The organism is Halobellus sp. EA9 (genome assembly GCF_051195055.1).
Lineage (GTDB): Archaea > Halobacteriota > Halobacteria > Halobacteriales > Haloferacaceae > Haloquadratum > Haloquadratum rubicundus.
Window position 1 is genome coordinate 39,687 of record NZ_JBNTJW010000005.1, and the last position, 24,895, is coordinate 64,581.

29 protein-coding genes are annotated in these 24,895 nt (G+C 69.6%); 13 read left to right on the plus strand and 16 right to left on the minus strand.

Translation table 11 applies throughout. The features are described from left to right. The first annotated feature begins 24 nt into the window (after positions 1 to 24). The 3 genes from ACQUQ0_RS07675 to ACQUQ0_RS07685 are packed head-to-tail and all read left to right on the plus strand — an operon-like array spanning position 25 to position 3,148. Positions 25 to 1,134 carry an extracellular solute-binding protein gene (locus tag ACQUQ0_RS07675; RefSeq protein ID WP_435184338.1) on the plus strand — a complete coding sequence of 370 codons (1,110 nt, stop codon included), beginning with the start codon at positions 25 to 27 and terminating at the stop codon, positions 1,132 to 1,134. A 26-nt stretch (positions 1,135 to 1,160) separates the two neighbouring features. Next, on the plus strand, positions 1,161 to 2,162 hold the full coding sequence (locus ACQUQ0_RS07680) for an ABC transporter permease (protein WP_435184340.1): 1,002 nt from the start codon (positions 1,161 to 1,163) through the stop codon (positions 2,160 to 2,162). Beyond that, a complete protein-coding gene (locus ACQUQ0_RS07685; protein WP_435184342.1) occupies positions 2,159 to 3,148 on the plus strand; it encodes an ABC transporter ATP-binding protein in 990 nt (329 codons plus the stop codon). Before ACQUQ0_RS07680 ends, ACQUQ0_RS07685 begins: the two co-directional genes overlap by 4 nt. Positions 3,149 to 3,188: 40 nt before the next feature. Here ACQUQ0_RS07685 and ACQUQ0_RS07690 read toward each other — a convergent pair whose 3' ends face one another. Continuing rightward, positions 3,189 to 3,905, minus strand: a complete 717-nt coding sequence (locus ACQUQ0_RS07690) for an SOS response-associated peptidase (RefSeq protein WP_435184344.1) — start codon at positions 3,903 to 3,905, stop codon at positions 3,189 to 3,191. A 97-nt stretch (positions 3,906 to 4,002) separates the two neighbouring features. On the opposite strand from ACQUQ0_RS07690, the gene ACQUQ0_RS07695 reads away from it, so the two are divergent. Further along, the gene (locus ACQUQ0_RS07695) at positions 4,003 to 4,785 is read left to right on the plus strand and encodes a ribonuclease H-like domain-containing protein (RefSeq protein ID WP_435184347.1); all 783 of its coding nucleotides are present in this window, start codon (positions 4,003 to 4,005) and stop codon (positions 4,783 to 4,785) included. Positions 4,786 to 4,854: 69 nt separating this feature from the next. Then, positions 4,855 to 5,538, plus strand: a complete 684-nt coding sequence (locus tag ACQUQ0_RS07700; protein WP_435184350.1) for a dolichyl-phosphate hexose transferase — start codon at positions 4,855 to 4,857, stop codon at positions 5,536 to 5,538. Between the two features lie 22 nt (positions 5,539 to 5,560). Here the strand turns inward: ACQUQ0_RS07700 and ACQUQ0_RS07705 are convergent, their stop codons facing one another. Beyond that, positions 5,561 to 5,758 (minus strand): DUF5800 family protein, encoded by a 198-nt coding sequence (locus ACQUQ0_RS07705; RefSeq protein WP_435184353.1) that lies wholly within the window; start codon positions 5,756 to 5,758, stop codon positions 5,561 to 5,563. A 125-nt stretch (positions 5,759 to 5,883) separates the two neighbouring features. Between ACQUQ0_RS07705 and ACQUQ0_RS07710 the strand changes: the two genes are divergently transcribed. Continuing rightward, on the plus strand, positions 5,884 to 6,735 hold the full coding sequence (locus ACQUQ0_RS07710) for a polymer-forming cytoskeletal protein (protein WP_435184355.1): 852 nt from the start codon (positions 5,884 to 5,886) through the stop codon (positions 6,733 to 6,735). Between the two features lie 220 nt (positions 6,736 to 6,955). Continuing rightward, positions 6,956 to 7,903: a DUF4349 domain-containing protein gene (locus ACQUQ0_RS07715; RefSeq protein WP_435184357.1), complete on the plus strand. Its 948-nt coding sequence runs from the start codon at positions 6,956 to 6,958 to the stop codon at positions 7,901 to 7,903. Positions 7,904 to 7,909: 6 nt separating this feature from the next. Here ACQUQ0_RS07715 and grpE read toward each other — a convergent pair whose 3' ends face one another. Both grpE and ACQUQ0_RS07725 read right to left on the minus strand, forming a co-directional pair. Next, positions 7,910 to 8,689 (minus strand): nucleotide exchange factor GrpE, encoded by a 780-nt coding sequence (gene grpE, locus ACQUQ0_RS07720; protein WP_435184359.1) that lies wholly within the window; start codon positions 8,687 to 8,689, stop codon positions 7,910 to 7,912. A 75-nt stretch (positions 8,690 to 8,764) separates the two neighbouring features. After that, positions 8,765 to 9,508, minus strand: a complete 744-nt coding sequence (locus ACQUQ0_RS07725) for a proteasome assembly chaperone family protein (protein ID WP_435184362.1) — start codon at positions 9,506 to 9,508, stop codon at positions 8,765 to 8,767. Between the two features lie 116 nt (positions 9,509 to 9,624). Here ACQUQ0_RS07725 and ACQUQ0_RS07730 point away from each other — a divergent pair, with 116 nt between their 5' ends. Together ACQUQ0_RS07730 and ACQUQ0_RS07735 are read left to right on the plus strand one after the other, a co-directional pair. Next, positions 9,625 to 10,563 carry an RsmB/NOP family class I SAM-dependent RNA methyltransferase gene (locus ACQUQ0_RS07730; protein WP_435184364.1) on the plus strand — a complete coding sequence of 313 codons (939 nt, stop codon included), beginning with the start codon at positions 9,625 to 9,627 and terminating at the stop codon, positions 10,561 to 10,563. Continuing rightward, entirely contained in the window at positions 10,560 to 11,105 is a 546-nt protein-coding gene (locus ACQUQ0_RS07735) for a DUF7122 family protein (RefSeq protein ID WP_435184367.1), read from the plus strand. The genes ACQUQ0_RS07730 and ACQUQ0_RS07735 overlap by 4 nt, the downstream gene beginning before the upstream one ends. A 2-nt stretch (positions 11,106 to 11,107) precedes the next feature. On the opposite strand, the gene ACQUQ0_RS07740 is transcribed toward ACQUQ0_RS07735, so the two are convergent. Further along, positions 11,108 to 12,664, minus strand: coding sequence for a DUF790 family protein (locus ACQUQ0_RS07740; protein WP_435184601.1), 1,557 nt, complete (start codon positions 12,662 to 12,664; stop codon positions 11,108 to 11,110). A gap of 92 nt (positions 12,665 to 12,756) precedes the next feature. Here ACQUQ0_RS07740 and ACQUQ0_RS07745 point away from each other — a divergent pair, with 92 nt between their 5' ends. Beyond that, positions 12,757 to 13,158 carry a transcriptional initiation protein Tat gene (locus ACQUQ0_RS07745; RefSeq protein WP_435184368.1) on the plus strand — a complete coding sequence of 134 codons (402 nt, stop codon included), beginning with the start codon at positions 12,757 to 12,759 and terminating at the stop codon, positions 13,156 to 13,158. A gap of 38 nt (positions 13,159 to 13,196) precedes the next feature. Here ACQUQ0_RS07745 and ACQUQ0_RS07750 read toward each other — a convergent pair whose 3' ends face one another. Next, a complete protein-coding gene (locus ACQUQ0_RS07750) occupies positions 13,197 to 14,546 on the minus strand; it encodes a DEAD/DEAH box helicase (RefSeq protein ID WP_435184369.1) in 1,350 nt (449 codons plus the stop codon). A gap of 92 nt (positions 14,547 to 14,638) precedes the next feature. Between ACQUQ0_RS07750 and ACQUQ0_RS07755 the strand changes: the two genes are divergently transcribed. After that, the gene (locus ACQUQ0_RS07755) at positions 14,639 to 14,854 is read left to right on the plus strand and encodes a hypothetical protein (RefSeq protein WP_435184370.1); all 216 of its coding nucleotides are present in this window, start codon (positions 14,639 to 14,641) and stop codon (positions 14,852 to 14,854) included. A gap of 15 nt (positions 14,855 to 14,869) precedes the next feature. On the opposite strand, the gene ACQUQ0_RS07760 is transcribed toward ACQUQ0_RS07755, so the two are convergent. Genes ACQUQ0_RS07760 through ACQUQ0_RS07770 form a run of 3 tightly spaced genes read right to left on the minus strand, consistent with a single transcriptional unit; the run spans position 14,870 to position 17,624 of the window. After that, the gene (locus ACQUQ0_RS07760; protein WP_435184371.1) at positions 14,870 to 15,661 is read right to left on the minus strand and encodes an ABC transporter ATP-binding protein; all 792 of its coding nucleotides are present in this window, start codon (positions 15,659 to 15,661) and stop codon (positions 14,870 to 14,872) included. Continuing rightward, positions 15,658 to 16,536 carry an ABC transporter permease gene (locus ACQUQ0_RS07765; protein WP_435184372.1) on the minus strand — a complete coding sequence of 293 codons (879 nt, stop codon included), beginning with the start codon at positions 16,534 to 16,536 and terminating at the stop codon, positions 15,658 to 15,660. Before ACQUQ0_RS07765 ends, ACQUQ0_RS07760 begins: the two co-directional genes overlap by 4 nt. Then, a complete protein-coding gene (locus tag ACQUQ0_RS07770; protein WP_435184373.1) occupies positions 16,533 to 17,624 on the minus strand; it encodes an ABC transporter substrate-binding protein in 1,092 nt (363 codons plus the stop codon). The genes ACQUQ0_RS07765 and ACQUQ0_RS07770 overlap by 4 nt, the downstream gene beginning before the upstream one ends. A gap of 235 nt (positions 17,625 to 17,859) precedes the next feature. Here ACQUQ0_RS07770 and ACQUQ0_RS07775 point away from each other — a divergent pair, with 235 nt between their 5' ends. After that, positions 17,860 to 18,981, plus strand: a complete 1,122-nt coding sequence (locus ACQUQ0_RS07775; RefSeq protein ID WP_435184375.1) for a pyridoxal phosphate-dependent aminotransferase — start codon at positions 17,860 to 17,862, stop codon at positions 18,979 to 18,981. 27 nt (positions 18,982 to 19,008) lie between these two features. On the opposite strand, the gene ACQUQ0_RS07780 is transcribed toward ACQUQ0_RS07775, so the two are convergent. The 5 genes from ACQUQ0_RS07780 to aglM form a co-directional block, all read right to left on the minus strand. Beyond that, positions 19,009 to 19,383 carry a DUF5615 family PIN-like protein gene (locus tag ACQUQ0_RS07780; RefSeq protein WP_435184376.1) on the minus strand — a complete coding sequence of 125 codons (375 nt, stop codon included), beginning with the start codon at positions 19,381 to 19,383 and terminating at the stop codon, positions 19,009 to 19,011. Further along, positions 19,380 to 19,655 carry a DUF433 domain-containing protein gene (locus ACQUQ0_RS07785; RefSeq protein WP_435184378.1) on the minus strand — a complete coding sequence of 92 codons (276 nt, stop codon included), beginning with the start codon at positions 19,653 to 19,655 and terminating at the stop codon, positions 19,380 to 19,382. Before ACQUQ0_RS07785 ends, ACQUQ0_RS07780 begins: the two co-directional genes overlap by 4 nt. Before the next feature lie 69 nt (positions 19,656 to 19,724). Then, positions 19,725 to 20,900, minus strand: a complete 1,176-nt coding sequence (locus ACQUQ0_RS07790; RefSeq protein WP_435184379.1) for a redox-regulated ATPase YchF — start codon at positions 20,898 to 20,900, stop codon at positions 19,725 to 19,727. 131 nt (positions 20,901 to 21,031) lie between these two features. Beyond that, entirely contained in the window at positions 21,032 to 21,262 is a 231-nt protein-coding gene (locus ACQUQ0_RS07795; protein WP_435184381.1) for a hypothetical protein, read from the minus strand. 67 nt (positions 21,263 to 21,329) lie between these two features. Further along, the gene (gene aglM / locus ACQUQ0_RS07800; protein ID WP_435184382.1) at positions 21,330 to 22,622 is read right to left on the minus strand and encodes a UDP-glucose 6-dehydrogenase AglM; all 1,293 of its coding nucleotides are present in this window, start codon (positions 22,620 to 22,622) and stop codon (positions 21,330 to 21,332) included. Between the two features lie 216 nt (positions 22,623 to 22,838). Here aglM and ACQUQ0_RS07805 point away from each other — a divergent pair, with 216 nt between their 5' ends. Continuing rightward, positions 22,839 to 23,750 (plus strand): DUF368 domain-containing protein, encoded by a 912-nt coding sequence (locus ACQUQ0_RS07805; protein WP_435184602.1) that lies wholly within the window; start codon positions 22,839 to 22,841, stop codon positions 23,748 to 23,750. 265 nt (positions 23,751 to 24,015) lie between these two features. Here ACQUQ0_RS07805 and ACQUQ0_RS07810 read toward each other — a convergent pair whose 3' ends face one another. After that, a complete protein-coding gene (locus tag ACQUQ0_RS07810; protein ID WP_372389601.1) occupies positions 24,016 to 24,165 on the minus strand; it encodes a DUF7129 domain-containing putative zinc-binding protein in 150 nt (49 codons plus the stop codon). 110 nt (positions 24,166 to 24,275) lie between these two features. Then, positions 24,276 to 24,830: a class I SAM-dependent methyltransferase gene (locus ACQUQ0_RS07815; protein ID WP_435184383.1), complete on the minus strand. Its 555-nt coding sequence runs from the start codon at positions 24,828 to 24,830 to the stop codon at positions 24,276 to 24,278. Between the last annotated feature and the right edge of the window lie 65 nt (positions 24,831 to 24,895).

Here is a 24,895-nt window from a genome sequence, read left to right on the forward strand (position 1 = left end):
CGCTGATAATACGGGGATGTATCTATGCCGAAACAACGGTCCGAGCGCGACCCGGCGGAGCGGGGCGGACGAAACACCTCGCGTCGACGGTACCTGACAGCCGCCGGCGCCGCGGGCGTCGCCGCGCTCGCCGGCTGTTCGGGCGGTGGCGGCGGTGACACGGCCACGGAGGCCTCCGTGGGCGACTCGACCGCCACCGAGACCGGGACGCCGACCGCGACCCCGATGGCGGACTCGATGACGATCTTCCACGCGGGGTCGCTCGCGCCGCCGTTCAGCGCGGCCGAGCCGGCCTTCGAGGAGAAGTACGGTATCGAGGTCAACCGCGAACCGAAGGGCTCGGTCGCCTCGACGAAGAAGATCACCCAGCAGGGGCGGTCGGCGGACGTCCTCGGCGTCTCGGACTTCCGGCTGATCCGCAACCGGGTCCTCCCCGAGTACGGCAACTGGTACACGGTTTTCACCACCAATTCGATGTCGATCCAGTACCGCGAGGACTCCAAGGGCGCGGCCGACATCAGCAATGACAACTGGTGGGAGGTCCTCTCGCGGGACGGCGTCACGATCGGCCACGCCGACCCCGCCGTCGACCCCGGCGGGTACCGCGCCGTGATGACCCAGCAGCTCGGGAAGATCCCCTTCGAGGGCTCGGCGCTGTACGACGACGCCACGTACCAGAAGCTCCGCGAGAACTCGATCGTCCCGACCGGAACGGAGACGAACCTCAAGGGCCAGCTCGAGACCGGCAAGCTCGATTACGCGATCTACTACCAGTCGATCAGTTCGACCACTGACCGGCCGTACATCGACCTCCAGCCCGAGGTCGACCTCTCGAAGGCGACCTCGAAGTACGCGGAGCACTACGCGAAGGCCAAGGTCGAAACCGACAGCGGGACGTTCACCGGAGCGCCGATCGCCTACGGGATGACCGTCCCGAGCGTCGCCCGAGCGCCCGGACGGGGCGCGCAGTGGGTCGAGTTTATGCTCCACGGCGAGGGCCAGCAGATCCTCAAGGACGAGGGCCTCGTCCCCGTGGAGCCGGCGGTCGTCCCCCAGTCCGGGTCGGAGTCCGTCCCGTCCAACGTGATAGAGTACGCCGCGGCGAAGTCGAACCTCGGCCCGCTGCAGCTTTGAGAGCGGCTGTCCGAACACGATAACATATGTCGGCCCCACCAACGACGGACGTCAGAGTCGGGCGGAACCGCCTGTTTCGATCGCTCCCGCGCGGTTCGTTAGTACTCGCGTTCGTCGTCGTCCAACTAACCGCGTTCGTCGCGGCGTACGCGGCCGGATACCCCACGGCGTATCCCGTCTTCGTCGTGCTCAGCGTCTTCGCGACGGCGTACGCCGCGAACGAGGGCGCCTTCGGGATCTCGGTCGCCGTCCTCGGGAGCGTCCTGCTCGTCGCGGTCGGGCTCCCCCTGGCGATGTTCGTCGCGCGGCAGAACCCGTCGCTGATCGTCGAGCGGGCGCTCGATCCGGAGGTCCACCGGATGCTGTATCTCTCGGTGTACGGCCCGCTGCTCGCGGCGCTCTTCAGCCTCGCGTTCGGCGTGCCGCTCGCGCTCGCGCTCGCCCGCGGGTTCCCGGGGCGCTCGATCGTCGAGAGCCTCGTCGACCTGCCGCTCGTCGTCCCGCACTCGGCCGCCGGGATCCTCATCCTGTTCGGGTTCGGCCAGGGCGGCGCGTTCCCGCAGTTGACCCTCCTCACGACGATGACGGGGATGGTGCTGGCGATGGTGTTCGTGAGCGCGCCCTACGCGGTCAACAGCGCCCGCGAGGCGTTCGCGTCGATCAACGACCGGGTCGAGTACGCCTCCCGGATCCACGGCGCGAGCCGCTTCGAGACGTTCCGACGGGTCACCGGTCCGCTGGCGCTCCGCGGGATCCTCACCGGGGGCATCCTGGCGTGGGCCCGCTCGGTCTCGGAGTTCGGCGCGGTCGCGATCGTCGCCTACAGCGTCCGGTTCTTCTACCCGCCCGCGGGCGGCAAAGTGATCTCGCAGCACGCGCCGATCTTCATCCGCAAGGCGTACCTCACGGGCGGCCTGGAGTCGAGCGGCGCGGTGACGTTCCTCCTCCTGCTCCTGTCGGTCGCCGTCTTCCTCCTCATCCGGTGGCTCGCATACGACACCGCGACCACGACCGGGGGGATGCGATGACGCTCGAGATCGACGTCTCGGCGACGTTCACAGCCGAGGGGGCCGAGGCCTTCGAGGTCGACGCGGCCTTCGCGGTCGAACGCGGCGAGACCGTCGTCGTACTCGGTCCGAGCGGGAGCGGCAAGAGCCTGCTCTTGGAGACGATCGCGGGCTTTCACGACCACGACGGGGAGATCGCGCTCGACGACGCGGACCTCACGGCGACGCCCCCGGAGTCGCGTGACTTCGGCTTCGTGTTCCAGGACTACGCCCTCTTTCCGCACCTCTCCATCAGGGAGAACGTCCGGTTCGGTGGCCGATACCGACAGGAGACCGGCGACGCGGACGAGCTGCTGTCGAGGCTCGGAATCGGCGACCTGGCCGAGCGATACCCGCCGACGCTGTCGGGCGGCGAGAAGCAGCGCGTCGCCCTCGCCCGTTCGCTGTATGTCGAACCCGAGATCCTCCTCCTCGACGAACCGCTGTCCTCGCTGGACGTCCCGACGCGGGACGACCTCCGCCGCGACATGCTCGACGTGCTGGACGGGGTGACGGCGGTCTATGTGACCCACGACCGAACGACGGCCAGGATGCTGGCCGATCGGATCGTCCTGATGAACGACGGGGAGGTGGTCCAGCGCGGGACGCCCGAGGCCATCTTCGAGCGGCCCGCCTCACCGTTCGTCGCCCGCTTCACCGGGGGCAACTGCGTCTCGCTGTCCAACGACGCGGTGCGGACCGCACTGGACGTGAGGGACCCGAGCGCCGAGTGGGTCGCGTTCCGGCCCGAGAACGTCCGCCTCTCCGCGTCCGCCGAGGCCGACGGCGGGGCGACTCTATCGAGCGACGGGACCGCGACGATCGAGAGCGTCATCCGCGAGGACGCGGCGTTCAGGGTCTCGCTGTCGGTCGGCGGCGAGCGGTTCGACGCCTTCGCGACCGATCCGCCCGCCGTCGGATCCCCGGTCGACGTCGCCGTCGACGAGTCGGCCCGGACGCTGTTGTAGCGGGGGATCCGGACGCTTCGTAGCCGGGCGACCCGGTCAGTCAGATCGAGTCGGACTCGGCCGGCTCGATCAGGCTGGGGTCGTCGTTCGCGGGGCTGTTCACCCGCGTCGAGACCGGATGGGCCGTCCACTCGTCGCCGGGGTGCGGGTCCAGCAACGCCGCGGCCTCGTCGGTCGAGCCGTGGAGCCACGTCTCCTCCTCGTCGGGGTCGAGGACCACCGCCATCCGGTGGTGGAGGTCGGCGACGACGTCGTTGGGCTCGGTCGTGACGATCGCGAACGACTCGACCGCCTCGGGGTCGGTGTCGGCCGCGCCCCCGCCGCCGAAGTCGCCGAGGCCGGTCTGGGCGTGGGACGGCTCCCAGCGCTCCCACAGCCCGGCCATCGCGAACGGGCGGTCGTCGTCGAGCGCGACCCGGTAGGGCCGTTTGGTCTCCCCCTCCTGCACCCACTCGTAGAAGCCGTCGGCGGGGACCAGACACCGGCGGCGCTCGTAGGCCTCCGAGAAGGAAGCCTTCTCCGAGAGCGTCTCCGCGCGGGCGTTGATGCGGTCGTTGCCGGCGGACTCGTCGTCGGCCCACGAGGGGATCAGCCCCCATTTGAGGCGGCGGAAGGTGTCCGGCGCGTCGTTCCTGACGACCGGCAGCGACTGCCCGGGCGCGCAGTTGTACCGCGGCCCCGGCGGCTCCGCGAAGGTCGCATCGAACCGCGCTTCGAGTTCGTCGGCGGGCGTGAAGAGCGTGTAGCGGCCGCACATACCCGCCCCTGATCGCCCGGGGACAAAACGGAATCGGCCGTGGAGTTGCCCGCGTCCGTCCGACACCCTTAGGCCCCCGCCACCCCCTGACTCGGATATGCGAATCGAGAACAGCTTCGTCCCCGCGGAGGGCGTCGGCGAGGCCCGCGAGCGCTCGCTGTGGGAGGCCGGAATCGTGCGGTGGGCGGACTTCGACCCCGACCGCGCGCCGCTCGGCCCGAAGACGAGCGAGCGCGTCGAGTCCTTCCTCGCAGAGGCGCTCGAACGGCTCGACGACGGCGACGCGCGCTACTTCGGCGAGCGGTTCCCCGCCAAAGAGACGTGGCGCTTCTACGAGAACTTCCGCGACGAGGCGCTCTTCTTCGACATCGAGACGACCGGCCTCGACGCTCACACCGAGGACGTCACCACCGTCTCCGTCACGCGGGGCGGCGAGACCACGACGCTCGTCCGCGGCGAGAACCTCACGAGCGAGGCGCTCGCCGAGCAGTTCCGCGACGCGCCGCTCGTGGTCTCCTTCAACGGCAAGCAGTTCGACGTGCCCTTCCTCGAACAGAATTTCGAGATATCGATCGACGCGCCGCACTTAGACCTCATCTACCCCTGCCGGCGGATCGACCTGACGGGCGGCCTGAAAGCGATCGAGAAGGAGGTCGGCATCGACCGCGACCGCCCGGACCTCTCGGGGCGGGACGCCGTCCGGCTCTGGTACCGCTACGCCCGCGACGGCGACGACGACGCGCTCGACACGCTCGTCTCGTACAACCGCGACGACACCGAGAACCTTCGGAACCTCGCCGACGTCGTCGCCCGCCGGCTCCACGAGACGTCGATCGGCGCGGTCGCCGGCGAGCCCGCCGGAATCCCCGACCCGCGCTGAGGAGACGTTCGTTCGCCGGCTTTTTGGCGAACCTAAAAGTTCAAATACACCCGGCGGAAACGGCGGGTAATGACCGAGTACACCTTCGACGACCTCGCGGTCGTGATGGGGACCTACAACGAGGAGGCGGCCATCGAGACAGTCCTGGAAGACGTCGACGAGGTCACCGACGGCCGCGCGGAGGTCGTCTGCGTCGACGGCTCCGACGACCGGACCCCCGAGATCGCCCGCGAGCACGGCGCGACGGTGATCGAACAGCCGCCGATGGGCTACGGCCACGCCGTCCGGGAGGCGGTGCTCGCGCCCGACCGACCGGTGGTCGTCACGACCGACTGCGACGACACCTATCCGATGGAGAAGCTCCCCGAGTTTCTGGACCTGATCAACGAGGGCTACGACGTCGTCTCCGGCGACCGGCTCTACCACGGCGCCGACGCGATGCCCGACTTCAATCGGCTGGGCAACGTCGCGTTCGCGCTCGTCGCGTCCGCGCTGATGGGCGAGCGCGTCCACGACACCACGACCGGGATGCGCGCCTACCGACGGGAGCTCCTCCACGACATCGAGTGGACCGAGAACACCGGGCTGTCGGCCGAACTCCTCATTCGGCCGCTGATGCGGGGCTACGAGGTCCGCGAGGAGCCGATTCCCTATCGCGAGCGCGCCGGCGAGACGAAGCTCGATCCGCTCGGCGGCGGCGCGGCCATCGCGAAGTCGATCGTGAAGGTGTGTCTCGAAGAGCGGTTCGGGTAGCGGGATCGACGCGGCAGTCGGATCAGCGGATGATGTCCTCGATCCGTCGGGGCTCGCCGCTCAGCGCGGGGTTTTCCTCGACGATCTTCAGGACCTCGTGGTCGGTGACGTCGGGGTAGGACTTCTCTGTCGCCTCCTCGATGAGTTCCTTTTCGAGGCGGAATTCCGTTCCCTCGTAGACGACGTCGACGCCGTCCTCGTCGAAAGAGAGTGCGGTCATACGCGGATCTACTCGGCCGCGGAGTAAAAGCCCATCAGTCCGCGTCGCGGCGGGATCGCTCCCGACCGCTCGTCCGACGGGCGTCTGACGCGCCGTTTATTACGACGCGTGCGCTGGTGCGGTGTGTGGCACTCGGGAAGGACCCGCTCGACGCCCTGGAGATCCCCGACGGAACGACCGTCGAGGAGCACGACCTCGTGACCGACGGCGACGTCGTCGTCGGCGGGCAGAGCACCGTCGAGTTCGGCGTCCGCGGCCGGAACGTCCTCGCGGGCGAGCGCGTCACCTTCGGCGGCGACATCGAGGCCGAGGGCGACTGCCGCCTCGACGTCTGGTGCGACGTCGCCGGCAACGTCCTCGTCGGCGAGGACGCCTACCTCGGCGAGCGCGTCCACATCGGCGGCCGGCTGATGGTCTCCGGCGACCTCGACATCGGCGACGACGTCGACATCGAGGAGGGCTTCGAGGCCAACGGCTGGATCGTCATCCGCAATCCGGTGCCGACGCTCGTCTTCTACTTCGTCGTGCTCTCGCAGCTCCTCCGCTTGGGCGAGAACGACGCGGCCGACGAACTCGCGGAGGCGCTCTCCGGCGACAGCGAGGACGACCCGCTCGTGATCCCGCGGGGGTCGACCGTCTCGGACGACGCCTGGCAGGCCTCGACGCCCGCGGTCGTCGGCGACGGCTGTCGGCTCCACGGCAACATCCGGGCCGAGCGGCTCGAAGTGGGCGAGGACAACAACATCTTCGGGAGCCTCCGCGCCCGTGGCGACATCTCGATCGCGGAGGGCACCCGGATCCACGGCGACGTGACGACCCGCGACGGGACGGTCACGATCGCTGACGGCGCCCAGATCCTCGGCGACGTCTCCTGCTCGGCGCTGGAACTCCACGACGGCGCGGAGGTCGACGGGACGATCCGGGCCCAGGGCGACGTCCGACTGATCCGCTCGAACGCCTCCCGCGACGCGGAGTGACGGGCCCCGGATAGGAGCCGATTCGCGGGCGTGATCTTATATAGCGAACCGCGGCCAGCACCGCCGTGACGTAGCGACAGCCCCGCGCCGGCCGCGGTTGTCCGGCCACCCGGTGCGGGCGAGGCGATCGACGGCCGGCTGTCAGCCCATTCGCGAAACTCAAAGACCCCTTTGTGCCATCGGCGCGTCTTTCCCGTGAGGTGTCGTACCCGTATCCGTGATGACATCGAGACGCACGCTCGCGACCCTCGCGCTCGTCGCGCTCGTCGCGCTGGCCGGCTGCGGCGCGACCGGTGGTGGCAGCGGCGGCGGCGCCGACGGGGGCTACCAACAGGCGACCGAACTGGCGGCGTCGGGAGCGAAAGCCACCGGGGCACCGACGGGCACGCCCGTCGCAGGCGACGCCGCGAGCGGGGGCGGCGGCAGCGGCAGCGGCGTCGCGGTGAACGTCCAGCAGCGAAAGGTGATCAAGACCGGGACGGTCGTCGTCACCGTCGACGACTTCGAGCGCGCCCGGGCGAACATCACCTCGGCGGTCGAGGGCTACGGCGGCTACGTCAGCGACACCTCTCAGGAGCGTCGAGAGATCGACAACGAGACCTGGGTCCGCGGGCAGGTCGTCCTGCGCGTGCCGCAGGACCGCTTCGACGACCTCGTCGACGACGCGAAGGCCCTCGGGGAGGTCGAGTCCGTCGAGACCAACGCCCGCGACGTCACCGGACAGATCGTCGATATCCAGGCCCGATTGGAGAACCTCCGCGCGGAGCGCGACCGCCTGCGCGAACTCTACGACCAGGCGAACACCACGGAGGACGTGCTGGCCGTCCAGCGCGAGCTCTCGGACGTCCAGGGCGAGATCGAGCGCTTGGAGGCTCGACTACAGTCCCTGCAGAACCAGGTCGCCTACTCGACGCTGACCGTGAGGTTGGAGGAGCCGCGGCCGACGCCGAACCGCGTCGCGCCCGATCGGTGGTACGACACGCCCGTCCTCTCGGCGTTCCTGCAGTCTGTCGACGGCGTCGTCGTCGTCGCCAGAGCGATCGTCGTCGGGCTCGCCTACGCGCTCCCGTACCTCATCGCGTTCGGCCTCCCGGTGGTGCTCGTCGGCGGCGCGATCTGGCGGTACCGCGGCCGGTTCGGTCTCCCGAGCCGCGGCGACGGCGGCTGACCGGAGTTACTCCGCGTCCGCCTCGTCTGCTTCGCCATCCTCGTCGCTGTCGGCGCCCGACCCGTCGCTGACGGTGACCTGGGCCTCCCGGACGACCGATCCGGCCATCTCGTAGCCGGGGCGGTAGACGTCCACGACCGTTCCCTCGGGCTGGTCGGCGTCCTCGACGCGCATCAGCACCTCGTGGCGCGTCGGGTCGACGTCGTCGCCGGCCGCAGGCTCGATCGCCGAGACGTCCTCCTCGTCGAGGATTCGGTCGAACTCCTCCAGGGTCGATTCGACCCCCGGGCGGATGTCGGCGTCCTCGTCCTGGTCGAGCGCGCGCACGAGGTTGTCGCGCACGCTGACGATCCGGCCCACGAAGTCCTCCGTGGCCCGCTCGCGGATCTCCTCCTGGCGCTTCTTCGCGCGCTTCTTGTAGTTCTTGAAGTCCGCCTTCGAGCGCTTCAGCGCCGACTCCAGTTCCTCGATGCGGTCGTCCCGGTCTTCGAGGTCGGATTCGAGATCGGCGACTCGCGACTCCAGCGCCGCGACCTCGTCGGCGAGCGCCTCGTCGTACTCCGCCACTCGGTCGGCGAGATCCGATTCCTCGGGGTCGTCCACGGAGCCCGCCCCGTCGGCGTCCGGCGTCGCGTCCGCCTGCTCGTCGGGCGCGGCGTCGTCGGACACGTCCGCGTCCGCATCCTGCGCGTCCGTGGCCTCGTCGTCCGCGTCTGCGTCTGCGTCTGCGTCGGCGTCGGAGTACTCGGCGGCCGCGGTGCGGCCCTCGGGGGACTCGTCGCTCATATCCGGTGAGAGTGGACGACGAGTCTTAAACGTGTAGAAAGGGGGTCGACGACGGGGCCGCTGCGCTACTGTACTCTACTGGTACATCCCGATCGGCCGGGCCTGTGTGCTCTCCTCGCTGGCCTCTTCCATCCGCTTGGCGAGCCGCTCTTTGGCCTGCCGGATCTGCTCGGCGCGGTCGACGAGGTCGTCGACGGGCACGTCGAGCCCCGTCAGCGGCTCGATGCCCTGCTTGATCAGGATCCGGGACGCCTCCGGGTCCGGGAACCGCGGGTCCGATTCGACGACCAGCCCGACCGCCGTCCGCCCGGACTCGACCGCGTGGTTGAGGAGGACGCCCGTGGGCCCCGAGACGAGACCCATCTCGTGTGGGGCCTCGATCCCGACCTCGGAGATCCGATCGACGCCGTCGGCGACGCCGAGGCCGTACAGCGACGGGACGGTGCCCTGGTCTTTCTCGCGCGGGATCCCCGAGAGGTACAGCGGCGTCACGTTCAGTTCGTCGAACCACCCGGACAGGCAGTCGGCCAGTTCGACGGCGGCGTCCGGTCGGATCGGGACGTCGCTCTGGAGGACGAGCAGGTCGCGGTCGGCGTCGGCGTAGATCCGGACCGGCGGTCGGAGCTCGGCGTCGTCCTCGGCGTAGACCGCGACTTTCGGGAGTCCGTCGCAGTAGACGTTGGCGTAGTGGACCATCTCGAACTCCTCGACGAGGTGGTCGGCGGCGATCTTGCCGACGAGGCCGACGCCCGGGAACCCCTCGACCAGCGACGGTTCCGACAGCGACACGTCGGCGGCGAGCGTGGAGATGCGAGCCATACGGTCACCACGGCGCCGACCGTGGTAAAACCGCTGGGAACCGGACCGAACCGACCTGCTCGGAGGGGAGTCGCGGAACCGACACCCACAAGCGGGCCCGTCGAGTTGCCTCCCCTATGGAACTACTCGAGCGGTACGCGTCGCTCGTCGACGACTTCGACGCGTTCCGCGGGGCGTGCGAGCGGCCGCTCCCCTCGGTCGTCCGCGTCAACACCCTGAAGGCCTCCGTCGACCGCGCCCGCGAGGCCCTCGACGACGAGGGTGTCGACTACGAAGTCACCGACTGGCATCCCGGGATCTTCCGGCTCGACGAGCGCGGCCCGGGGACGTCGTGGCCGTACTTCCACGGCTGGCTCCACGGCCAGGAGGAGGTGTCGGCGCTGCCCGCGCTGGCGCTCGATCCAGGGCCGGGAGACGTCGTCTGGGACGCCTGCGCCGCGCCGGGGAGCAAGACCACCCAGCTCGCGGACCTGATGGACGATTCCGGCCTCCTGATCGGCAACGACAACAACCTCGGGCGGCTCTCGGCGCTCCGGCACAACGCCGAGCGCCTCGGGATCACGAACCTCGCGGTGACGAACCAGGACGCGCGGAACTTCTCGTTCAAGCCGTTGGGCGACCGCACCGACCACGACAAGCGAGTCGAGGCCTTCGACCGCGCGCTCGTGGACGCGCCCTGCTCGTGTGAGGGGACGATCCGCAAGAACCCCGACGCCCTGGACCGCTGGTCGATGGACCACGTCGAGAGCGTCGCGGGCATCCAGAAGGGCATCCTCCGGCGGGCGATCCAGGCGACGCGACCGGGCGGCACCGTCGTCTACTCGACCTGTACCTTCGCGCCCGAGGAGAACGAGGCCGTCCTGGACCACGCGCTCGAATCCGAGGACTGCGAGCTCCGCGAGTGGGAGGCTCCCGACGGCTTCGAGACGGACCCGGGCGTCACCGAGTGGGACGGCGAGGAGTACGATCCGACCGTCGAGCGGGCCCACCGCGTCTACCCGCACCGCAACGACACGGGCGGGTTCTTCTGTGCGAAACTGGAGGTGACAGGATGACTGACGAGACGGGGGACGGTAGCGGCGGCGACCCGCCCGAGAACGACGGCCAGCGGTTCGATCGCCTGCCGGCGACGCCCGACGAGCGCGAGGTCCCGGGGCGGCCGGCCCGCTCGGAGGTCGTCGACTGGTGGCACGACCGCTACGGGATCCCGCCGGAGACCTGGGACGACTACACCTTCTGGGAGAAGGGCAACGGCAAGCTCTGGGCGTTCGCAGCCGACGTCGTCTCGCCCGTCGCCGTTGAAGGGCTCGGGCTGCGGATCCTCCGCGCGCGCCAGGAGCACTGGAAGCCCTCGACGAACGCGGTCCAGCGGTTCGGCGGTGCGGCGACAGAGAACGTCGTCGTCCTGGAAAGGCAAGAGGCCGAGCGCTTCGCCCGCGGCGACGACCAGGACCTGCCGCGCTGGGACGGCGACTGGGGCTACGTGATCGCCGCCCACGAGTTCGCGGGCGACGTCGAGCCGATCGGCGTCGGGCTCTACCTCCACGGCGAACTCCGCTCGACGATCCCGAAGGGCCGCCGGGAGGACCTCTCGTAGCGCTACGGCTCTTTCTCCTCGATCGTCCCGCCGCCGAGGTCCTCCCACGCGACCCGATAGCCGAGCCGCGAGAGGACGGCGGATGTGTCGTCGATGCCGCGGTCTTCCAGCACCGATTCGGCCTCCGACAGCGACAGCCCCGGCTCGATGTCCGCCGCGAGCGCGTCGAGCACCGCTGGGCGAATCAGCGACCGACCCACGCGCTCGTGCTCGGGGAACGACGCCGACTCGACGGCCGCGGCGCTCACGCCGTGGTCGCGCGCCAGGGTATCGAGGTGGACGACGTCGTCGTCGGGGACGAGCGAGTCGGGGAGCGACTCCGCCGCGGCGTCGACCAGGGCCGACTCGTACTCCCGGAGGGCATCGACGACGTCCTTCACGCGCACCCGATCGGTGAAGGTGATCACCCGGTGGTCGAGGGCTTCGATCTCCTCGCCGACGCCGAGGGACTCGTCGACCGCGACGAGCAGTTCGACGTCGTCGTCGACGCTTCCGAACTGGTCGAGCTTCTTCTCGACGTACTCGGGCGTCCAGAAGCCCATCACCTCGAAGAACACCCGGAGCGCGGGCGCGTCGGCGCCGCCGGGCCGGTAGTCGAACGCGAAGTCGGGGATCATCGCCCGCGCGCCCGCCGCGAGCGGCTCGGGTTCCCGCGAGAGTTCCCAGTCGAGGTCGAGGCCGGCGAATCGGGCGGCGAAGTCGGCCTCGACGCCGCTGTCGTAGGTCGGCTCCGCGACGGGATCGACGTCGGGCACTGTGACGTCCCCCGAGCCGAGCCGGAGTTCGCGCTCGGTGCCGCGGTCGTCGATCGTCGCCGACAGCGACCACTCGGCGGTCCCGGCGACGCTCCGCAGGAGGCGCGCGAAGGCGGTCCCGTAGCGGCGAGTCCGTCGGAAGAGCGCGTCGGGGCCGGTCACGACCAGCTCGCGCTCGGCGATGCTGTCGTCCGCGCGGCCTCCGCTCCCGCCGTCGCGACGGATCTCGTACATCAGACCGAGGCGTTTGACGGCCGAGACGAGCCGCTTCGGGTCCGAACATCGGACGCGGACCTCCGTCGCGTCGAAGAGGGCAGTCTGGGCCAGCGAGAGGTTGTACTGCTCGATGAGCTGGTCGGGGTCCCACCGCGGTTCGAACGACGACAGCACCTCGTTTACCTCCCGATCGGCGTACAGCGACGTCTCGACGGACTCGACGTCGGTCCCGAGCGCGTCGGCCGCCGTCTCCAGCGCCTCCCGCCGGTCGCTCTCGGTCACGACCGCGCCGACTCCCTCCGCGGACTCGAAGACGACGCGCCGGACGCGCTCGGGCGGGAGCGGCGCGCGCGTCTCGAAGACCCCCTCGCGTTCTACGAGCGCCGCGAACCCGCGGACGAGCTTGAAGTCGTCGGCGTCGCGTTCGAGGTCGTCGAGCGCCTCGTTCAGGCGCCGGCGCGGCTCGCCGACGTGCCCCTGGAAGACGCCGATGACGCGCGCGGCGAGCGGCCGGTCCTCGCGTCCCGCGAACTGCGGGTGGTAGCCGCCGCCCGCCCTGGAGACCCGGAGGAGGTCCTTTCGCAGCACGCTCCCGCGTTGGCGGCCGCGGGCCAAGAGCGTGCCGCTCTCGCAGGTCCCGAGGAGAAGACTCATCACCACGGCCGGCCGTTCGTGGCACGATGGACCGACGCACCGTACTCGCCGCCGCGACCGGGTCGCTCTCGGCGCTTCTCGGCGGCTGCCTCGGCGCGGCGCCGGGAGCGACGGGTCCGCGCCACCCGCCCGACGCGCCCGCCGGCGAACCCCGCCGAACGACGGCCCCGCCCCCACTCGGCGTCGGCACCTTCGACTTCGAGGCGACGGACGCGGGCGACCTCCGCGTGTTCGGGACGGTCCGGAACCGAAGCGAGGCCGAGCGGACTGCGACCGTGACGGTCACCGTCGGCCTCGGCGAGGAGGAGTTCGAGCGGGAGGCGTCGCTCGCGGTCCCCGCGGGGGAGACGGCCGAGTGGTCGGTGACGTTCGACGTCGCCTACGAGCGGTTCACGACGAACGGGAACCTCAGCGTCGACGTCGCCTGAGTATCGTCTCGATCACACTGATCACACTCACCGCACACTCACCGGCGCCGGTCTGCGACGCGTTCCTCTGCGGTCTCCTCGCTCACGACCTCGTACAGCAGCGCGCGTCCGCCGTCGTCCTTCGGGCGGAGGATCCGGCCGAGCCGCTGGGTGAACTCCCGCTCGGAGCCCGAGCCGGCGAGCACGACCGCGACGTTGGCGTCGGGGACGTCGACGCCCTCGTCGAGGACGTTCGCGGTCACGACCCGCGAGTACGTCCCGCCCCTGAATCGGTCCAGGATCTCCCGGCGCTCGCTCGCGCCGGTCTCGCTCGTGATCGCCGGAAGCAGGTACCGTTCCGAGAGCCGATAGACAAGGTCGGTGTGGGCCGTGAAGACGATTACCCGATCCCCCCGGTGGCGATCGAGCAGGCGGCCGAGCGTCTCCACCTTCGCGTCGGCGTTCATCATGATCCGCCGGGCGCGCTGCTTCGCCAGGAGCGCCTCGCGGGCCTTCGGATCGTTCCCGGAACGCATCACCAGCTTCCGGTAATCGGAGCCGCTCTTCAGCGAGAGGTTCGAGCGCTTGAGGTAGCCGACGAAGGTCCCCTGGGCCGCCTCGTAGGCCTCGCGCTCCTCGGGGCCGAGTTCGACCTCGACGCGCCGGACCTCGTAGTCCGCGAGGTGCTCGCCCGCGAGGTCGTCGACGCCGGCCTCGTAGACCTTCGGCCCGACGAGGTCCTCGATGACCTCGTGGGCGCCGTCGGGGCGCTCGAAGGTCGCCGTCAGCCCGAGGCGGGCGGGCGCGGCGACGAGTCGCGCGACGTCGCGGTAGCCCTCGCCGCCGAGGTGGTGGACCTCGTCGAAGACGACGAGCCCGAAGTCGCCGCCGACGTCTTCGGCCCGCAGGTACGCCGAGTCGTACGTCGAGACCGTGATCGCCTCCTGGGTCTGCTCGCCGCCGCCGAACTGCCCCACGGGGACGTCGAACTCGGTCTCCAGTTCGCGCTTCCACTGGTCGAGGAGGTCGATCGTCGGGACGACCACGAGCGTCGGCACCCCGAGTCGGGCGACGACGTCGACCGCGAGGACGGTCTTCCCGGCGCCCGTCGGGAGTTCGACGACGCCGCGGTCGTCGCCGGCGCGCCAGGCGTCGATCGCCTCCTCCTGATACGGGCGGAGGTCGTACGCGTGCGACAGCGAGAGCGACGTCTCCGGGAGCACCCGATCCTCGAATCGGACGTCGGCCTCGCGCAGCGCGCGCCGGAGGTCGGCGTAGCGGTGGGCGGGCGCGCGGGCGACGAGGCCGCGGTCGTCCCAGGCGACGCCCGGGAGCGAGTCGGACCCGACGTCGGACTCGTCGAGGCCGTCGATCCGGATCGTTCCGTCCTCGAACCGCAGCGTGAGCACGGGCGTGAGTCCGTCGCGGTCGTATTTATATGTGGGCCGAGGCCGTCGTCCGCGACGGCGCGCTTTTCACACTCGGGACGAGACGGTCGAGTATGACTGACGACGCTGACGCGGCCGACCCGGAAGCCGAAGCATCGAACGAGAGCCTCGACGACGTCGTGACTGAGTTCCTCCGAGACGTCGACGCGGCACGCGAAGACTACGACCGCGGCTACACCGACGCGGACGCGACGCTGTCGGTCGTGCTGTCGCACGTCGATCGACTGCGGGAGGAACACGCAGCCGGCAGCGAGGACGGCGACGAGTAGCGAGCCGAAACAGAGCTACTCGCCGATCAGGCCGCGGATCCGTTCGACGTGCTCGCCGAACGCCGGGTCGGTGCGCTCGCGCGGGCGGTCGAGGTCGACGGAGACGACCTCCCGGACGCGGCCCGGGTCGGCCGCCATCACGACCACCCGATCGGAGAGCTTCACCGCCTCCTCGACGTCGTGAGTCACGAACAGCACCGTCTTCTCGGTCTCGGACCAGATTCGGAGGAGCTCCCCGTGGAGCATATCCCGGGTCTGTGCGTCGACGCTGCCGAACGGCTCGTCGGCGAGCAGGATCTCCGGGTCGACCGCGAGCGCCCGCGCGATCCCGACGCGCTGTTTCATCCCGCCGGAGAGCTCCTTCGGGTAGGCGTCGGCGAAGTCCGAGAGCCCGACCAGATCGAGCATCTCGTCGATCCGGCGCGTCCGCTCGGCGCCGTCGACGCCCTGCTCTTCGAGGCCGAATGCGACGTTGCCGCGGACGGTCCGCCAGGGGAACAGGCCGTACTCCTGGAAGACCATCCCCCGGTCCGTTCCGGGCCCGGTGACCGGCTCGCCGTCGAGGCGGATCTCGCCGCTCGTCGGCGCCTCCAGGCCCGCGATCGTCCGGAAGAGGGTCGTCTTGCCGCAGCCCGACGGGCCGACGAGACAGACGAACTCCCCGTCAGAGACCGAGAAATGCACGTCCGAGAGGGCCTCGACGCGCTGGCGCTCCGACTCGTAGACCTTGCCCACGCCGTTGACGACGACTTTCAGGCTGGCGTCGGACTCCTCTGAGCCGGCCGCCGCGGCCGCGTCGTCGCTCACTCCCGCCACGCCAGAACCCTCCGTTCGACCCGTCGGAAGAGCCCGTCGCTCACGAGGAAGACGAGGCTGATGACGCCCATATACGCCACGCTCACGTCCGTCGCGAGGTTCTGGGCGGCGTTGATGATCTGGAAGCCGACGCCCGGCGCGCCGAACAGCTCGGCCGCGACGACGATCATCCAGCACTGCCCGATGCTGGTCCGGATCCCCGTCGCGATCGAGGGGGTCGCCGCGGGCAGGACCACCTTCCGGATCATCGTGAGGTCGTCGTCGACGCCGAGGCTCGCCGCGACCTCCTTCAGGTGGGTCGAGACGCCCTCCACGCCCGCGTAGGCGTTGTAGAAGTTGATCCAGAAGGCGCCGATGCCGACGATGAACGCCGCGCCACCGTGGCCGATGCCGATCCAGACGATCGCGAAGACGATCCACGCCAGCGGCGGGATCGGCCGGAGGAACCGAGTGACGGGCGTGAGCGCGTCGTCGAGGCGGGCGCTCCAGCCCATCCCGACGCCCAGCGCGATCCCGAGGACGCTCCCGACGACGAGGCCGGGGACGTAGTGGAGCAGGCTCTGGGCGAGGTTCGCCGTGAGCCGAGTCGCCGGGACGGTGACGCCGACGAACGGGACGGCGAACGTCGTCGGCGCGGTGAGCTCGACGACGAACGCGGTCGCGACCTCGACCGGCGAGGGGAGGAGGTACGTCCGGCCGACCGCCATCGCCGCGGCCTGCCAGACCGCGAGGAAGACAACCGAGCCGACGGCGCCGTACGCCAGACCGACCGCGTCGAGGCCCGAGGCCCCCTCGGTCTCGCCGTCGCCGGACCGCGCCAGTTCGGTCGTACTCGACTCCGACGCCGTCCCGGCCTCGACGCTCATAGCGAGTCGTACACCCCGAAGTCGAACATCGCGTCGTTCGAGAGCGGCTTGCTGATCTTACCGAGACGGGCGGCGTACTCCGAGAAGATCTGCGCGCCGTCGGCGATCTTGTGCGGGTCGGTGATGAAATCGGAGGCTCGCGAGTCCATCGCCTTGCGGGCGATCTCGACGGGGAGCGACGATTCCCCGATGACGGCGCTGGCGTCTTTCGCCGCTTTGTCGGGGTTCTCCTCGGCGAACGTCGTCGCGCGCTGGTGCTGCCCGACGAACGCCCGCGCCTGTTCGGGGTTGTCCTCGCGGAGCCGATCGTGCATCAGCGTCACCGCCGCGGGCTGGCCGGGCATGAAGTCGCCCGCCCAGGCGATCGACTGGTACGGCGCGCCCTTCACCTCGGCGATGGTCGGGACCGGCTCCATGATCGAGGTGCCGTCGATCTCCCCCGCCAGAAGCGCCTGCCGAACGGGGCCGGCGCCGCCGAGCGCCGTGATGTTCACGTCGGTCTCGGGGTCGACGCCGACGATCTCCGCGAGCCAGTAGCGCAGCAGGATATCCGGTACCGAGCCCGGCGGGAAGGTCCCGAACTTGAACTTCCGGCCGCGTTCCTCCTCGAAGCGGGCGAAGGCCTCCGCGCCCGAGGAGGCGTCCTCCCAGATCGCCGCGAAGTCGTCGTGGGCGAGGATCTGCATCGCGTTCTGGATGTTCGCGGCGGTGATCTTCGAGGGGATGCCCTTGTCCATCACGATCATCGCCGGGACGATCCCGAACATCATCACGTCGAAGTCCCCCGTCGCCGACGCCTGCACGATGCTCGGGCCGTCGGAGAACACCTCGCCCTCGACGGTGGCCGACAGCTCGTCGAAGTACCCCTCCTGGTCCATCACGAAGTACTGCATATCGGGGTAGATCGGCATGTACGCGACGCGGATCTCGTCGAGGCCGCCACCCGATCCGCCGCCGCTGCCGCTACCGCTACCGCCGCCGGTGCAGCCGGCGATGCCAGCCAGTCCGGCGGCCGAGACACCGGCCGTCGATTTGAGGAGTCGTCGTCGCGATATCGGAGTCCCGTCGGCCATAGCGTCGTTCGTCATTTTACGACTGTAGGGGTCTCGGCCATATTTAGACCGCGCACGCGGCGAGCATCGCACTGATACTCGACGGGTCGAATTCGGCGTTTCAGCCGGTAGGCGCCCGAACGAGAGCGTATTTCAGGGAGGTGAAGGAACAAATACGTCGTAGATAAAAGAAAATATTGCCCGTACATTTCTGCGGAGCCCCCGACCGCGACCAGCAAGACCTAACTCGGTGGCCTCCCCGGGCGAGGGTATGACGCACTTCTCCGATCGGGTCGAGCAGGTGTCGATCAGCGGCATCCGCGAGGTCTTCGAGGCCGCGGGCGAAGACGCCATCAACCTCGGGCTGGGCCAACCCGACTTCGCGGCGCCGCCCCACGCCCGCGAGGCCGCCGCGGAGGCCATCCGCGAGGGGCTCGCCGACGGCTACACCGAAAACAAGGGCACCCGCTCCCTCCGCGAAGCCATCGCCGATAAACACCTGCGAGACCAGGGGCTCGACGTCGACCCCGACGACGTGATCGCCACCGCGGGCGGCTCCGAGGCGCTGCACGTCGCCCTGGAGGCCCACGTCGACGCCGGCGACGAGGTCATCATCCCGGACCCGGGGTTCGTCTCCTACGACGCCCTCACGCGACTCACCGGCGGGACGCCCGTCCCGGTGCCGCTCCGCGACGATCTCACGATCGACCCCGCGGCGGTCGAAGCAGCGATCACCGACGACACGGCGGCGTTCGTCGTCAACAGCCCCGGCAACCCCACGGGCGCGGTCTCGCCGCCCGAGGACGTCCGGGAGTTCGCCCGGATCGCCGACGAACACGACGTGCTCTGCATCTCGGACGAGGTCTACGAGTACACCGTCTTCGACGGGGAGTTCCGCTCGCCGATGGAGTTCGCCGACTCCGACAACGTTGTCGTCGTCAACTCCGCCTCGAAACTGTACTCGATGACGGGCTGGCGGCTCGGTTGGGTCACGGCCTCCTCGCGCCGGATCGAGCGGATGCTCCGCGTTCACCAGTACGCCCAGGCCTGCGCCGCCGCGCCGTCGCAGTTCGCGGCCGAGGCCGCCCTCACGGGGCCGCAGGATCAGGTCAACGAGATGACCGAATCGTTCCGGGAGCGCCGCGACCTCGTCGTCGAGGGGTTAGAGGAGATCGGCCTCGACGTACCCACCCCGGGCGGCGCGTTCTACGTGATGCCGGAGGTGCCCGAGGGCTTCGTCGACGAGTGTCTGGACCGCGGCGTCGTGGTCGTCCCCGGCGAGGCCTTCGGCGAGCACGGCGACGGCTACGCGCGGCTCTCGTATGCGACCGACGAGGACTCGCTGCGGGAGGCGCTCGACGTTATGAAAGACGCCTACGACGCGGTGGTCTGAGCGCGACCTCGACCCCGCGTAGGGCTGTCAGGTTCGACTGTGAATCCACTCGTACCACTCTCCGAGGTCGACCAGTCGGTCGCTGACTCCGTCGGACCCGTACTGAGTGAACACCTCGTCGACGGCGCGAGCGAGCCCTTCCGGATCGGCGTCGGGGAGACTCTGATCGTAGTAGAGTAAGATCCCCGCGTGATCGATCTCTCCGTGGAGCGCCTCGAAGTCCTTCGCGTTGTTCGTCAGCAGGACGCTGTCGGACTCCCCGCACCACGACAGCAGTTCCGAATCGCTCGTGTGTTCTCCGAAGCGGTCTTTCGCCTGTTCGACCTCGTAGCCGCGTTCCCGGAGCAGTCGCTCGAAGACTCGTCCGACGTGCTCGTCCGGCAGGATCCGAACGCCCGTCACTGCACGGTCTCTTTGGGCTTCAGGGACGACTCGCGAACGCGATCGAACGCCGCTTCGTTCTCCCGTTCGAGTTCGCGCATCTCGTCGATGTGAGCGTAGTAGTACGAGAGAGATTCGTACACGTCGGCGAGGGCGACGTCGAACTGATCCGCGACGTGGGCGGGCGACTGCCCGCCGTCTATCACCCGCGCGGCGACGTGGCGGACGCCGACGCGCGTGCCGGCGATCCGCGGCTCGCCCCCTAGTACGTCATCATTACGGGTGACACTCATATGGCTCACTAAGCACCCTCATCGGTTATATCCTTTCGGCGGTTTCCGCAAAAACCGCAGAAGGTGCCCTCAGTTCGCCGTGCTGACGATCTTGATCACGTCGCCCTCCTCCAACTGATAGTCCTCCGCGATCCGACGCTTCGACCGCGCGTCGACCGCGTGGAGGTAGCCCTCGCCGATGTCGGAGTGGACGGCGTACGCGAGGTCCTTCGGCGTCGACCCGCGCGGCAGGAGGAAGGCGTCGGGGAGCACCTCGCCGGTCCCGTCGGTCCACTTCGACTCGCTCTGGACGGGGTAGACCGTCACCATATCGAGGACGTCGTAGACGGCGGTATTGATCGCCTGCTGGACGCCCGTTCCGCCGTAGGCGTCGAGCACCTGGCGGATGGTGTCGAGGCCCTGGCGCTGGGCGTCGGAGACGTCGCCCGCGATGCGGAAGTCGCCGTCGCCGGGCAGGTATTCGACGACGCCGCCCTCGGCCGCCGTTCGGAGGGCTCGCTCGCCGTCGGCGGTCGCGGGGATCACGGGCTTTTCTGCCTCGCTCAGTCGTTCGAGGTTCTCCGGCGGCGCGGCGTCGGCCTTGTTCGCCACGAGGACGATGGGCTTCGTCCGCTCGCGGATGTCCGTCGCCAGGCGCTCGCGGTCCTCGTCGGTCCACTGCTGGGGATCCTCGGGGTATTCGAGCGCCCGGAGCGAGGCCGCGACGTCGTACTCGGTCGCGCCGAACCCCGTCAGCATCTCGGTCAGCGCCTCGTCGATGTCGAAGTCCGGCGAGCGCGACTTCCGGACCACGCTCTCCCAGTTGCGCTCGATGATCCCCGCGAGCCACTGTTCCAACTCGGCCTCGACGAAGTCGGCCTCCTCGACGGGGTCGTAGGTCCCGACCTCGACCGGCTCGCCCTCGGCGTCGGTGGCGCCGGCGGCGTCGACGACCGCCAGGATGGCGTCGGCGTCGGTGAGCGCGTCGAGGAACTGATTGCCCAGGCCGCGGCCCTCGTGGGCGCCGGGGACCAGGCCCGCGACGTCCAGCAGTTCGACCGGGACGTAGCGGACGCCGTCCTCGCAGTTGCCGCAGCGCTCCTCCCGGTCGAGGCAGGGACAGCGCGTCCGGGCGTGGGTCACGCCGCGGTTGGGATCGATCGTCGTGAAGGGGTAGTTGCCGACGTCGACGTCGGCCATCGTCGCCGCCTTGTAGAAGGTAGACTTGCCCGCGTTGGGCTTGCCGGCGAGCGCGAGCGAGAGCATACCGGACGGACGGCCGTCTGCGGCAAGTAGGTTTCCGTCCGCGGCCGGTCATAATGGCTCCTGTCACTGTTTACCGCGGGTTCGCCACCCCGTTTCGGCGAACCAGCGGTAATGACTGACAGGAGCCATTATCAGTCCGACGCCTCGCGGATCCGCCGCTGTGCGATCTCGTCGATCCGATCGGCGAGCTCCGCGGCGTCGGCGTCGCTGATGTCCGTGTCGGCGGTCGCCTCCTCGACGAGCTCCAGCGTCTCCAGCCTCTCGCGGATCGCCCGCCGCGACACCTCGTCCCACTCGACGTCGCCGTACTGTTCCATCCGCTCCTTGAGGGGTTCGCCCACGTCGACGGTGATCGATGGCACGCGTGCTATATGACACCACAACACACTGTGCTTTTCGGTCGTTTTCACCCGGTGAGGATCGCCCCCGTCAGACGAGCGACTCGTAGACGATGCCCTCTCTGCGCGTGACGATCCGGCGGCCGTCAACGACGATCGGCGTCGCCATCGCGTCGAACGCCCCGTCGAGGTCGGCGAACTCCGGCCAGTCGGTCACGACGAGCGCGGCGTCGGCGTCGTCGAGGGCCGCTTCGGCCGTCTCGGCGTAGTCGATGTCGGGGTAGCGCTCGCGGAAGTTCTCGGTCGCCACGGGATCGTAGCCGACGACGTCGGCGCCGGCGTCGACGAGCGCGTCGACGAGCGGGAGCGCGCGCGAGTTCCGGATGTCGTCGGTGCCGGGCTTGAACGCGAGGCCGAGCACGGCCACTCGCGCGCCGTCGGGGTCGACGTGCCCGCGGAGCAGTTCCAGGAGCCGGACGGGCTGGCGGTCGTTCACTTCCACCGCGGCCTGCAGCATCGCGGGCTCGTAGCCGACGTCGCGGGCCGCGGCGATGATCGCCGCGACGTCCTTCGGGAAGCAGCTACCGCCCCAGCCGACGCCCGCGCCGAGGAACGCCGCGCCGATCCGGTGATCGAGGCCGATCGCCTCCAGCACCTCCTCGGAGTCGATCCCGTACTCCTTACAGATGTTCGCGAGGTCGTTCGCCAGCGAGATCTTCGCGGCCAGGAAGCCGTTGTTGGCGTACTTGATCATCTCCGCTTCGGCGACGCCGGTCTCGACGATCGGCGGATCGCCGGCCCGTTCGGCAAGCGGCTCGAACACCCCGCGGAGCGCCGCTTTGGCGCGGTCGCTCTCCGCGCCGAGGACGATCTTGTCGGGATCGAGGAAGTCCGAGACGGCGCTGCCCTCCCGGAGGAACTCGGGGTTCATCCCGATCCCCAGGTCCTCGCCGAGGGCCTTGCCGGACTCCTCGGCGAGGATCGGCGCGATCACCTCCTCAGTGGTCGTCGGCACGACGGTGCTCTTGGTGACGACGACGTGGTGGTCGTCCTTCTCGGCGAGCGCGGCGCCGAGCGACCGCGCGCCCGCCTCCATAATCGAGAGGTCGATGTGGCCGTCCGCCTCGGAGGGCGTCGGGAGCGCGAGGAAGGTCGCGTCGGTGTCGCGGACGGCGCCGTAGTCGGTCGTCGCCCGGAGCCGATCGCCGGCGTGTTCGGCGACCAGCTCGTCGAGTCCCGGCTCGTGGATCGGCGCCCGCCCGTCGTTGATCGTCTCGACGATCTCCTCGTCGATGTCGACGTTGACGACGTCGTGGCCGACCTCGGCGAAGCAGGCTGCGATGGTCGTGCCGACGTAGCCGCTGCCGACGATGCTGAGCTCCATAGGCGGAGGCACGCCAGCCCCGGGTTTCAATTTTCGCTCTCCGTCCGGCTCCGAAGCGAAAGGTCGGAGTAGGGGGCGCCTCAACGCCACGCTATGTCGAGAGAGCAGGACGGGTCGGCGGGCGTGACGGAGTCGGAGGCCGCTGCCGAAGACGTCGGTACCGAGCTCCTGTCCGACGACTCGTCGTGGCTCGTGATCTTCCTGAAGGGCGTCTGTATGGGGGCCGCGGACGCGGTCCCCGGGGTCTCGGGGGGCACGATCGCGCTCATCACCGGGATCTACGAGCGGCTGATCGGTGCGATCACCGCCGTTTCCATCGCTCGGATCCGCGACGTCCTCCTCGGCGTCTTCCCGGACCGCCGTCGGAGGGCTTACGAGGCCCTTCGCGCCGTCGACACCGTGTTCCTGATCGTGCTGGGCCTGGGCATCGCGTCGGCGATCGTCACCGTCACCCGCGTCGTCCACGCGGGCATCCAGTCGATGCCGGTGCTCACCTTCGGGTTCTTCTTCGGCCTCATCGCCGCCTCGGCGTGGGTCCTCTTCTCGGAGGTCAGCGTCGACACGCCGCCCCGGATGGCCGCCGCCGTCGCCGGCTTCGCCGTCGCGTTCGTCGTCTCCGGCCGCGCGGCCGCGACGCTGGGCCAGAGCCTCCCGGTGACGGTGCTCGCGGGCGCCGTCGCCGTCAGCGCGATGATCCTCCCGGGCATCTCCGGCTCGCTCATCCTCGTGATCCTCGGCCAGTACGAGTACATGACGGGGACGCTGTCGTCGTTCGTCGACGGCCTCCTCGCGCTCGCGACCGGCGGCCCCGTCGATCCCGTCAGGGAACACGGCGTCGTCGTCGTCGCGTTCGTCGGGGGCGCCGTCGTCGGCCTGTTCACTGTCGCCCACGCGGTGCGCTTCGCGCTCGACCGCGCCCGGACCGCGACGCTCGCCTTTCTGGTGGCGCTGATCGTCGGCGCGCTCCGCGCGCCGGTCGTCCGGACCGGCGAGCAACTGGCCGACCTCGGTCGGACGTGGACGCCGACGGCGATCGCGCTCTTCGCGGGCGCCGCGGTCGTCGGGGCGGTGTTCGTACTACTCCTAGAGCGCTACACCGGGATCGCCGAAATGGACGAAGCGGTCTGAACTAAGCGACGAACGGCGCGAGGGCTACGCGGTGGGTCTCGAAGGAGGGTGAGCCGGAACTGACTGACGACGGCAGGACACAGGATCTCCGACCGTCGCGGCGGTCGGCTGGCGCGCCCGAGCGGAGTCCGGCTCGACGGGCGCCCGCGCGGTCGGATTCGAGGTCTTCGGCTGCGCGGCGGGCGGTCGGTCGTCGGCGCGGGGCGACCGTGACCCGAACGCCGACCGACCGCCGTCGCCGCAGTGTGTGTTCCCGTGGCTGGTATCACTCCCGTGGGACGGCGAGGTTCACGAGCGATTCGCTGCCACACATCTCACAGACGCTGCCGCTCTCGATGCGCGCACCGCACTCGCGGCACTCGTAGCGACTCTCGTCGGGATGGTATGGATCGACTGTCCCGTGGTATATCACCATATGTGGTAGCAGTACACACACGGTCATAACTGTTTCCCTGATACGGAAATTATGAGAACGGAACTCCTAAGATAAACTAATATTTTTCTGTTTCGACCACGTTTCAAACGCTATCTGCGAGCTATGTGGAAGAACGTCTCTTTTCGGCTCGTCGCGCCGACGGTTCGGAAGCCGGCGCTTTCGAAGGCCTCGACGGCGTCCGCGAGCGCGAACCGCTCGTCCATCGCTGGGCCGTCGTCGCCGGTGCCGTTCGCCGACCAGTCGAGGGTGACCACGCGGCCGCCGGGCCGGACGACGCGCGCGAGCTCTGCGAGCGCCGCCTCGGTGGCGAACTCGTGGTAGGTCATCGTCGAGAACGCGGCGTCGAGTTCGTCGTCCGCGAGCGGGAGCGACGACGCCTCGGCGGTCACGGTTTCGACGTTCTCCGGGAGCCCCTTCGCCCGATAGCGGTCGTGCATCTCCGCTTGGACGTCGACGGCGTAGACCGTCCCGGCGAACGGGGCCACCTCGTCCGTGTAGAATCCGGTTCCGCTGCCGATGTCGGCGACGACGTCCTCGCCGCCGAGACCGAGCGCGGCGAGCAGTTCCTCGCGGGAGCCGAAGCGGTAGCGGTCCGGCCGTTCGAGCTTGGCCGACTCGTCGGCGTCGAAGGTATGAAATCCCATAACAGAAGCAGGCGCGCGCCGGACCTAAGTGTGTCCGTCCGGGCGGCTCGCCGTGCGGTCGACAG

Bases quoted from the DNA above. Each gene is read 5' to 3' on its own strand.
- ACQUQ0_RS07675 (WP_435184338.1), top strand. From the start codon at position 25: ATGCCGAAACAACGGTCCGAGCGCGACCCGGCGGAGCGGGGCGGACGA.
- ACQUQ0_RS07680 (WP_435184340.1), top strand. From the start codon at position 1,161: ATGTCGGCCCCACCAACGACGGACGTCAGAGTCGGGCGGAACCGCCTG.
- ACQUQ0_RS07685 (WP_435184342.1), top strand. From the start codon at position 2,159: ATGACGCTCGAGATCGACGTCTCGGCGACGTTCACAGCCGAGGGGGCC.
- ACQUQ0_RS07690 (WP_435184344.1), bottom strand. From the start codon at position 3,905: ATGTGCGGCCGCTACACGCTCTTCACGCCCGCCGACGAACTCGAAGCG.
- ACQUQ0_RS07695 (WP_435184347.1), top strand. From the start codon at position 4,003: ATGCGAATCGAGAACAGCTTCGTCCCCGCGGAGGGCGTCGGCGAGGCC.
- ACQUQ0_RS07700 (WP_435184350.1), top strand. From the start codon at position 4,855: ATGACCGAGTACACCTTCGACGACCTCGCGGTCGTGATGGGGACCTAC.
- ACQUQ0_RS07705 (WP_435184353.1), bottom strand. From the start codon at position 5,758: ATGACCGCACTCTCTTTCGACGAGGACGGCGTCGACGTCGTCTACGAG.
- ACQUQ0_RS07715 (WP_435184357.1), top strand. From the start codon at position 6,956: ATGACATCGAGACGCACGCTCGCGACCCTCGCGCTCGTCGCGCTCGTC.
- grpE (WP_435184359.1), bottom strand. From the start codon at position 8,689: ATGAGCGACGAGTCCCCCGAGGGCCGCACCGCGGCCGCCGAGTACTCC.
- ACQUQ0_RS07725 (WP_435184362.1), bottom strand. From the start codon at position 9,508: ATGGCTCGCATCTCCACGCTCGCCGCCGACGTGTCGCTGTCGGAACCG.
- ACQUQ0_RS07730 (WP_435184364.1), top strand. From the start codon at position 9,625: ATGGAACTACTCGAGCGGTACGCGTCGCTCGTCGACGACTTCGACGCG.
- ACQUQ0_RS07735 (WP_435184367.1), top strand. From the start codon at position 10,560: ATGACTGACGAGACGGGGGACGGTAGCGGCGGCGACCCGCCCGAGAAC.
- ACQUQ0_RS07745 (WP_435184368.1), top strand. From the start codon at position 12,757: ATGGACCGACGCACCGTACTCGCCGCCGCGACCGGGTCGCTCTCGGCG.
- ACQUQ0_RS07755 (WP_435184370.1), top strand. From the start codon at position 14,639: ATGACTGACGACGCTGACGCGGCCGACCCGGAAGCCGAAGCATCGAAC.
- ACQUQ0_RS07765 (WP_435184372.1), bottom strand. From the start codon at position 16,536: ATGAGCGTCGAGGCCGGGACGGCGTCGGAGTCGAGTACGACCGAACTG.
- ACQUQ0_RS07770 (WP_435184373.1), bottom strand. From the start codon at position 17,624: ATGACGAACGACGCTATGGCCGACGGGACTCCGATATCGCGACGACGA.
- ACQUQ0_RS07775 (WP_435184375.1), top strand. From the start codon at position 17,860: ATGACGCACTTCTCCGATCGGGTCGAGCAGGTGTCGATCAGCGGCATC.
- ACQUQ0_RS07785 (WP_435184378.1), bottom strand. From the start codon at position 19,655: ATGAGTGTCACCCGTAATGATGACGTACTAGGGGGCGAGCCGCGGATC.
- ACQUQ0_RS07790 (WP_435184379.1), bottom strand. From the start codon at position 20,900: ATGCTCTCGCTCGCGCTCGCCGGCAAGCCCAACGCGGGCAAGTCTACC.
- aglM (WP_435184382.1), bottom strand. From the start codon at position 22,622: ATGGAGCTCAGCATCGTCGGCAGCGGCTACGTCGGCACGACCATCGCA.
- ACQUQ0_RS07805 (WP_435184602.1), top strand. From the start codon at position 22,839: ATGGGGGCCGCGGACGCGGTCCCCGGGGTCTCGGGGGGCACGATCGCG.
- ACQUQ0_RS07810 (WP_372389601.1), bottom strand. From the start codon at position 24,165: ATGGTGATATACCACGGGACAGTCGATCCATACCATCCCGACGAGAGT.
- ACQUQ0_RS07815 (WP_435184383.1), bottom strand. From the start codon at position 24,830: ATGGGATTTCATACCTTCGACGCCGACGAGTCGGCCAAGCTCGAACGG.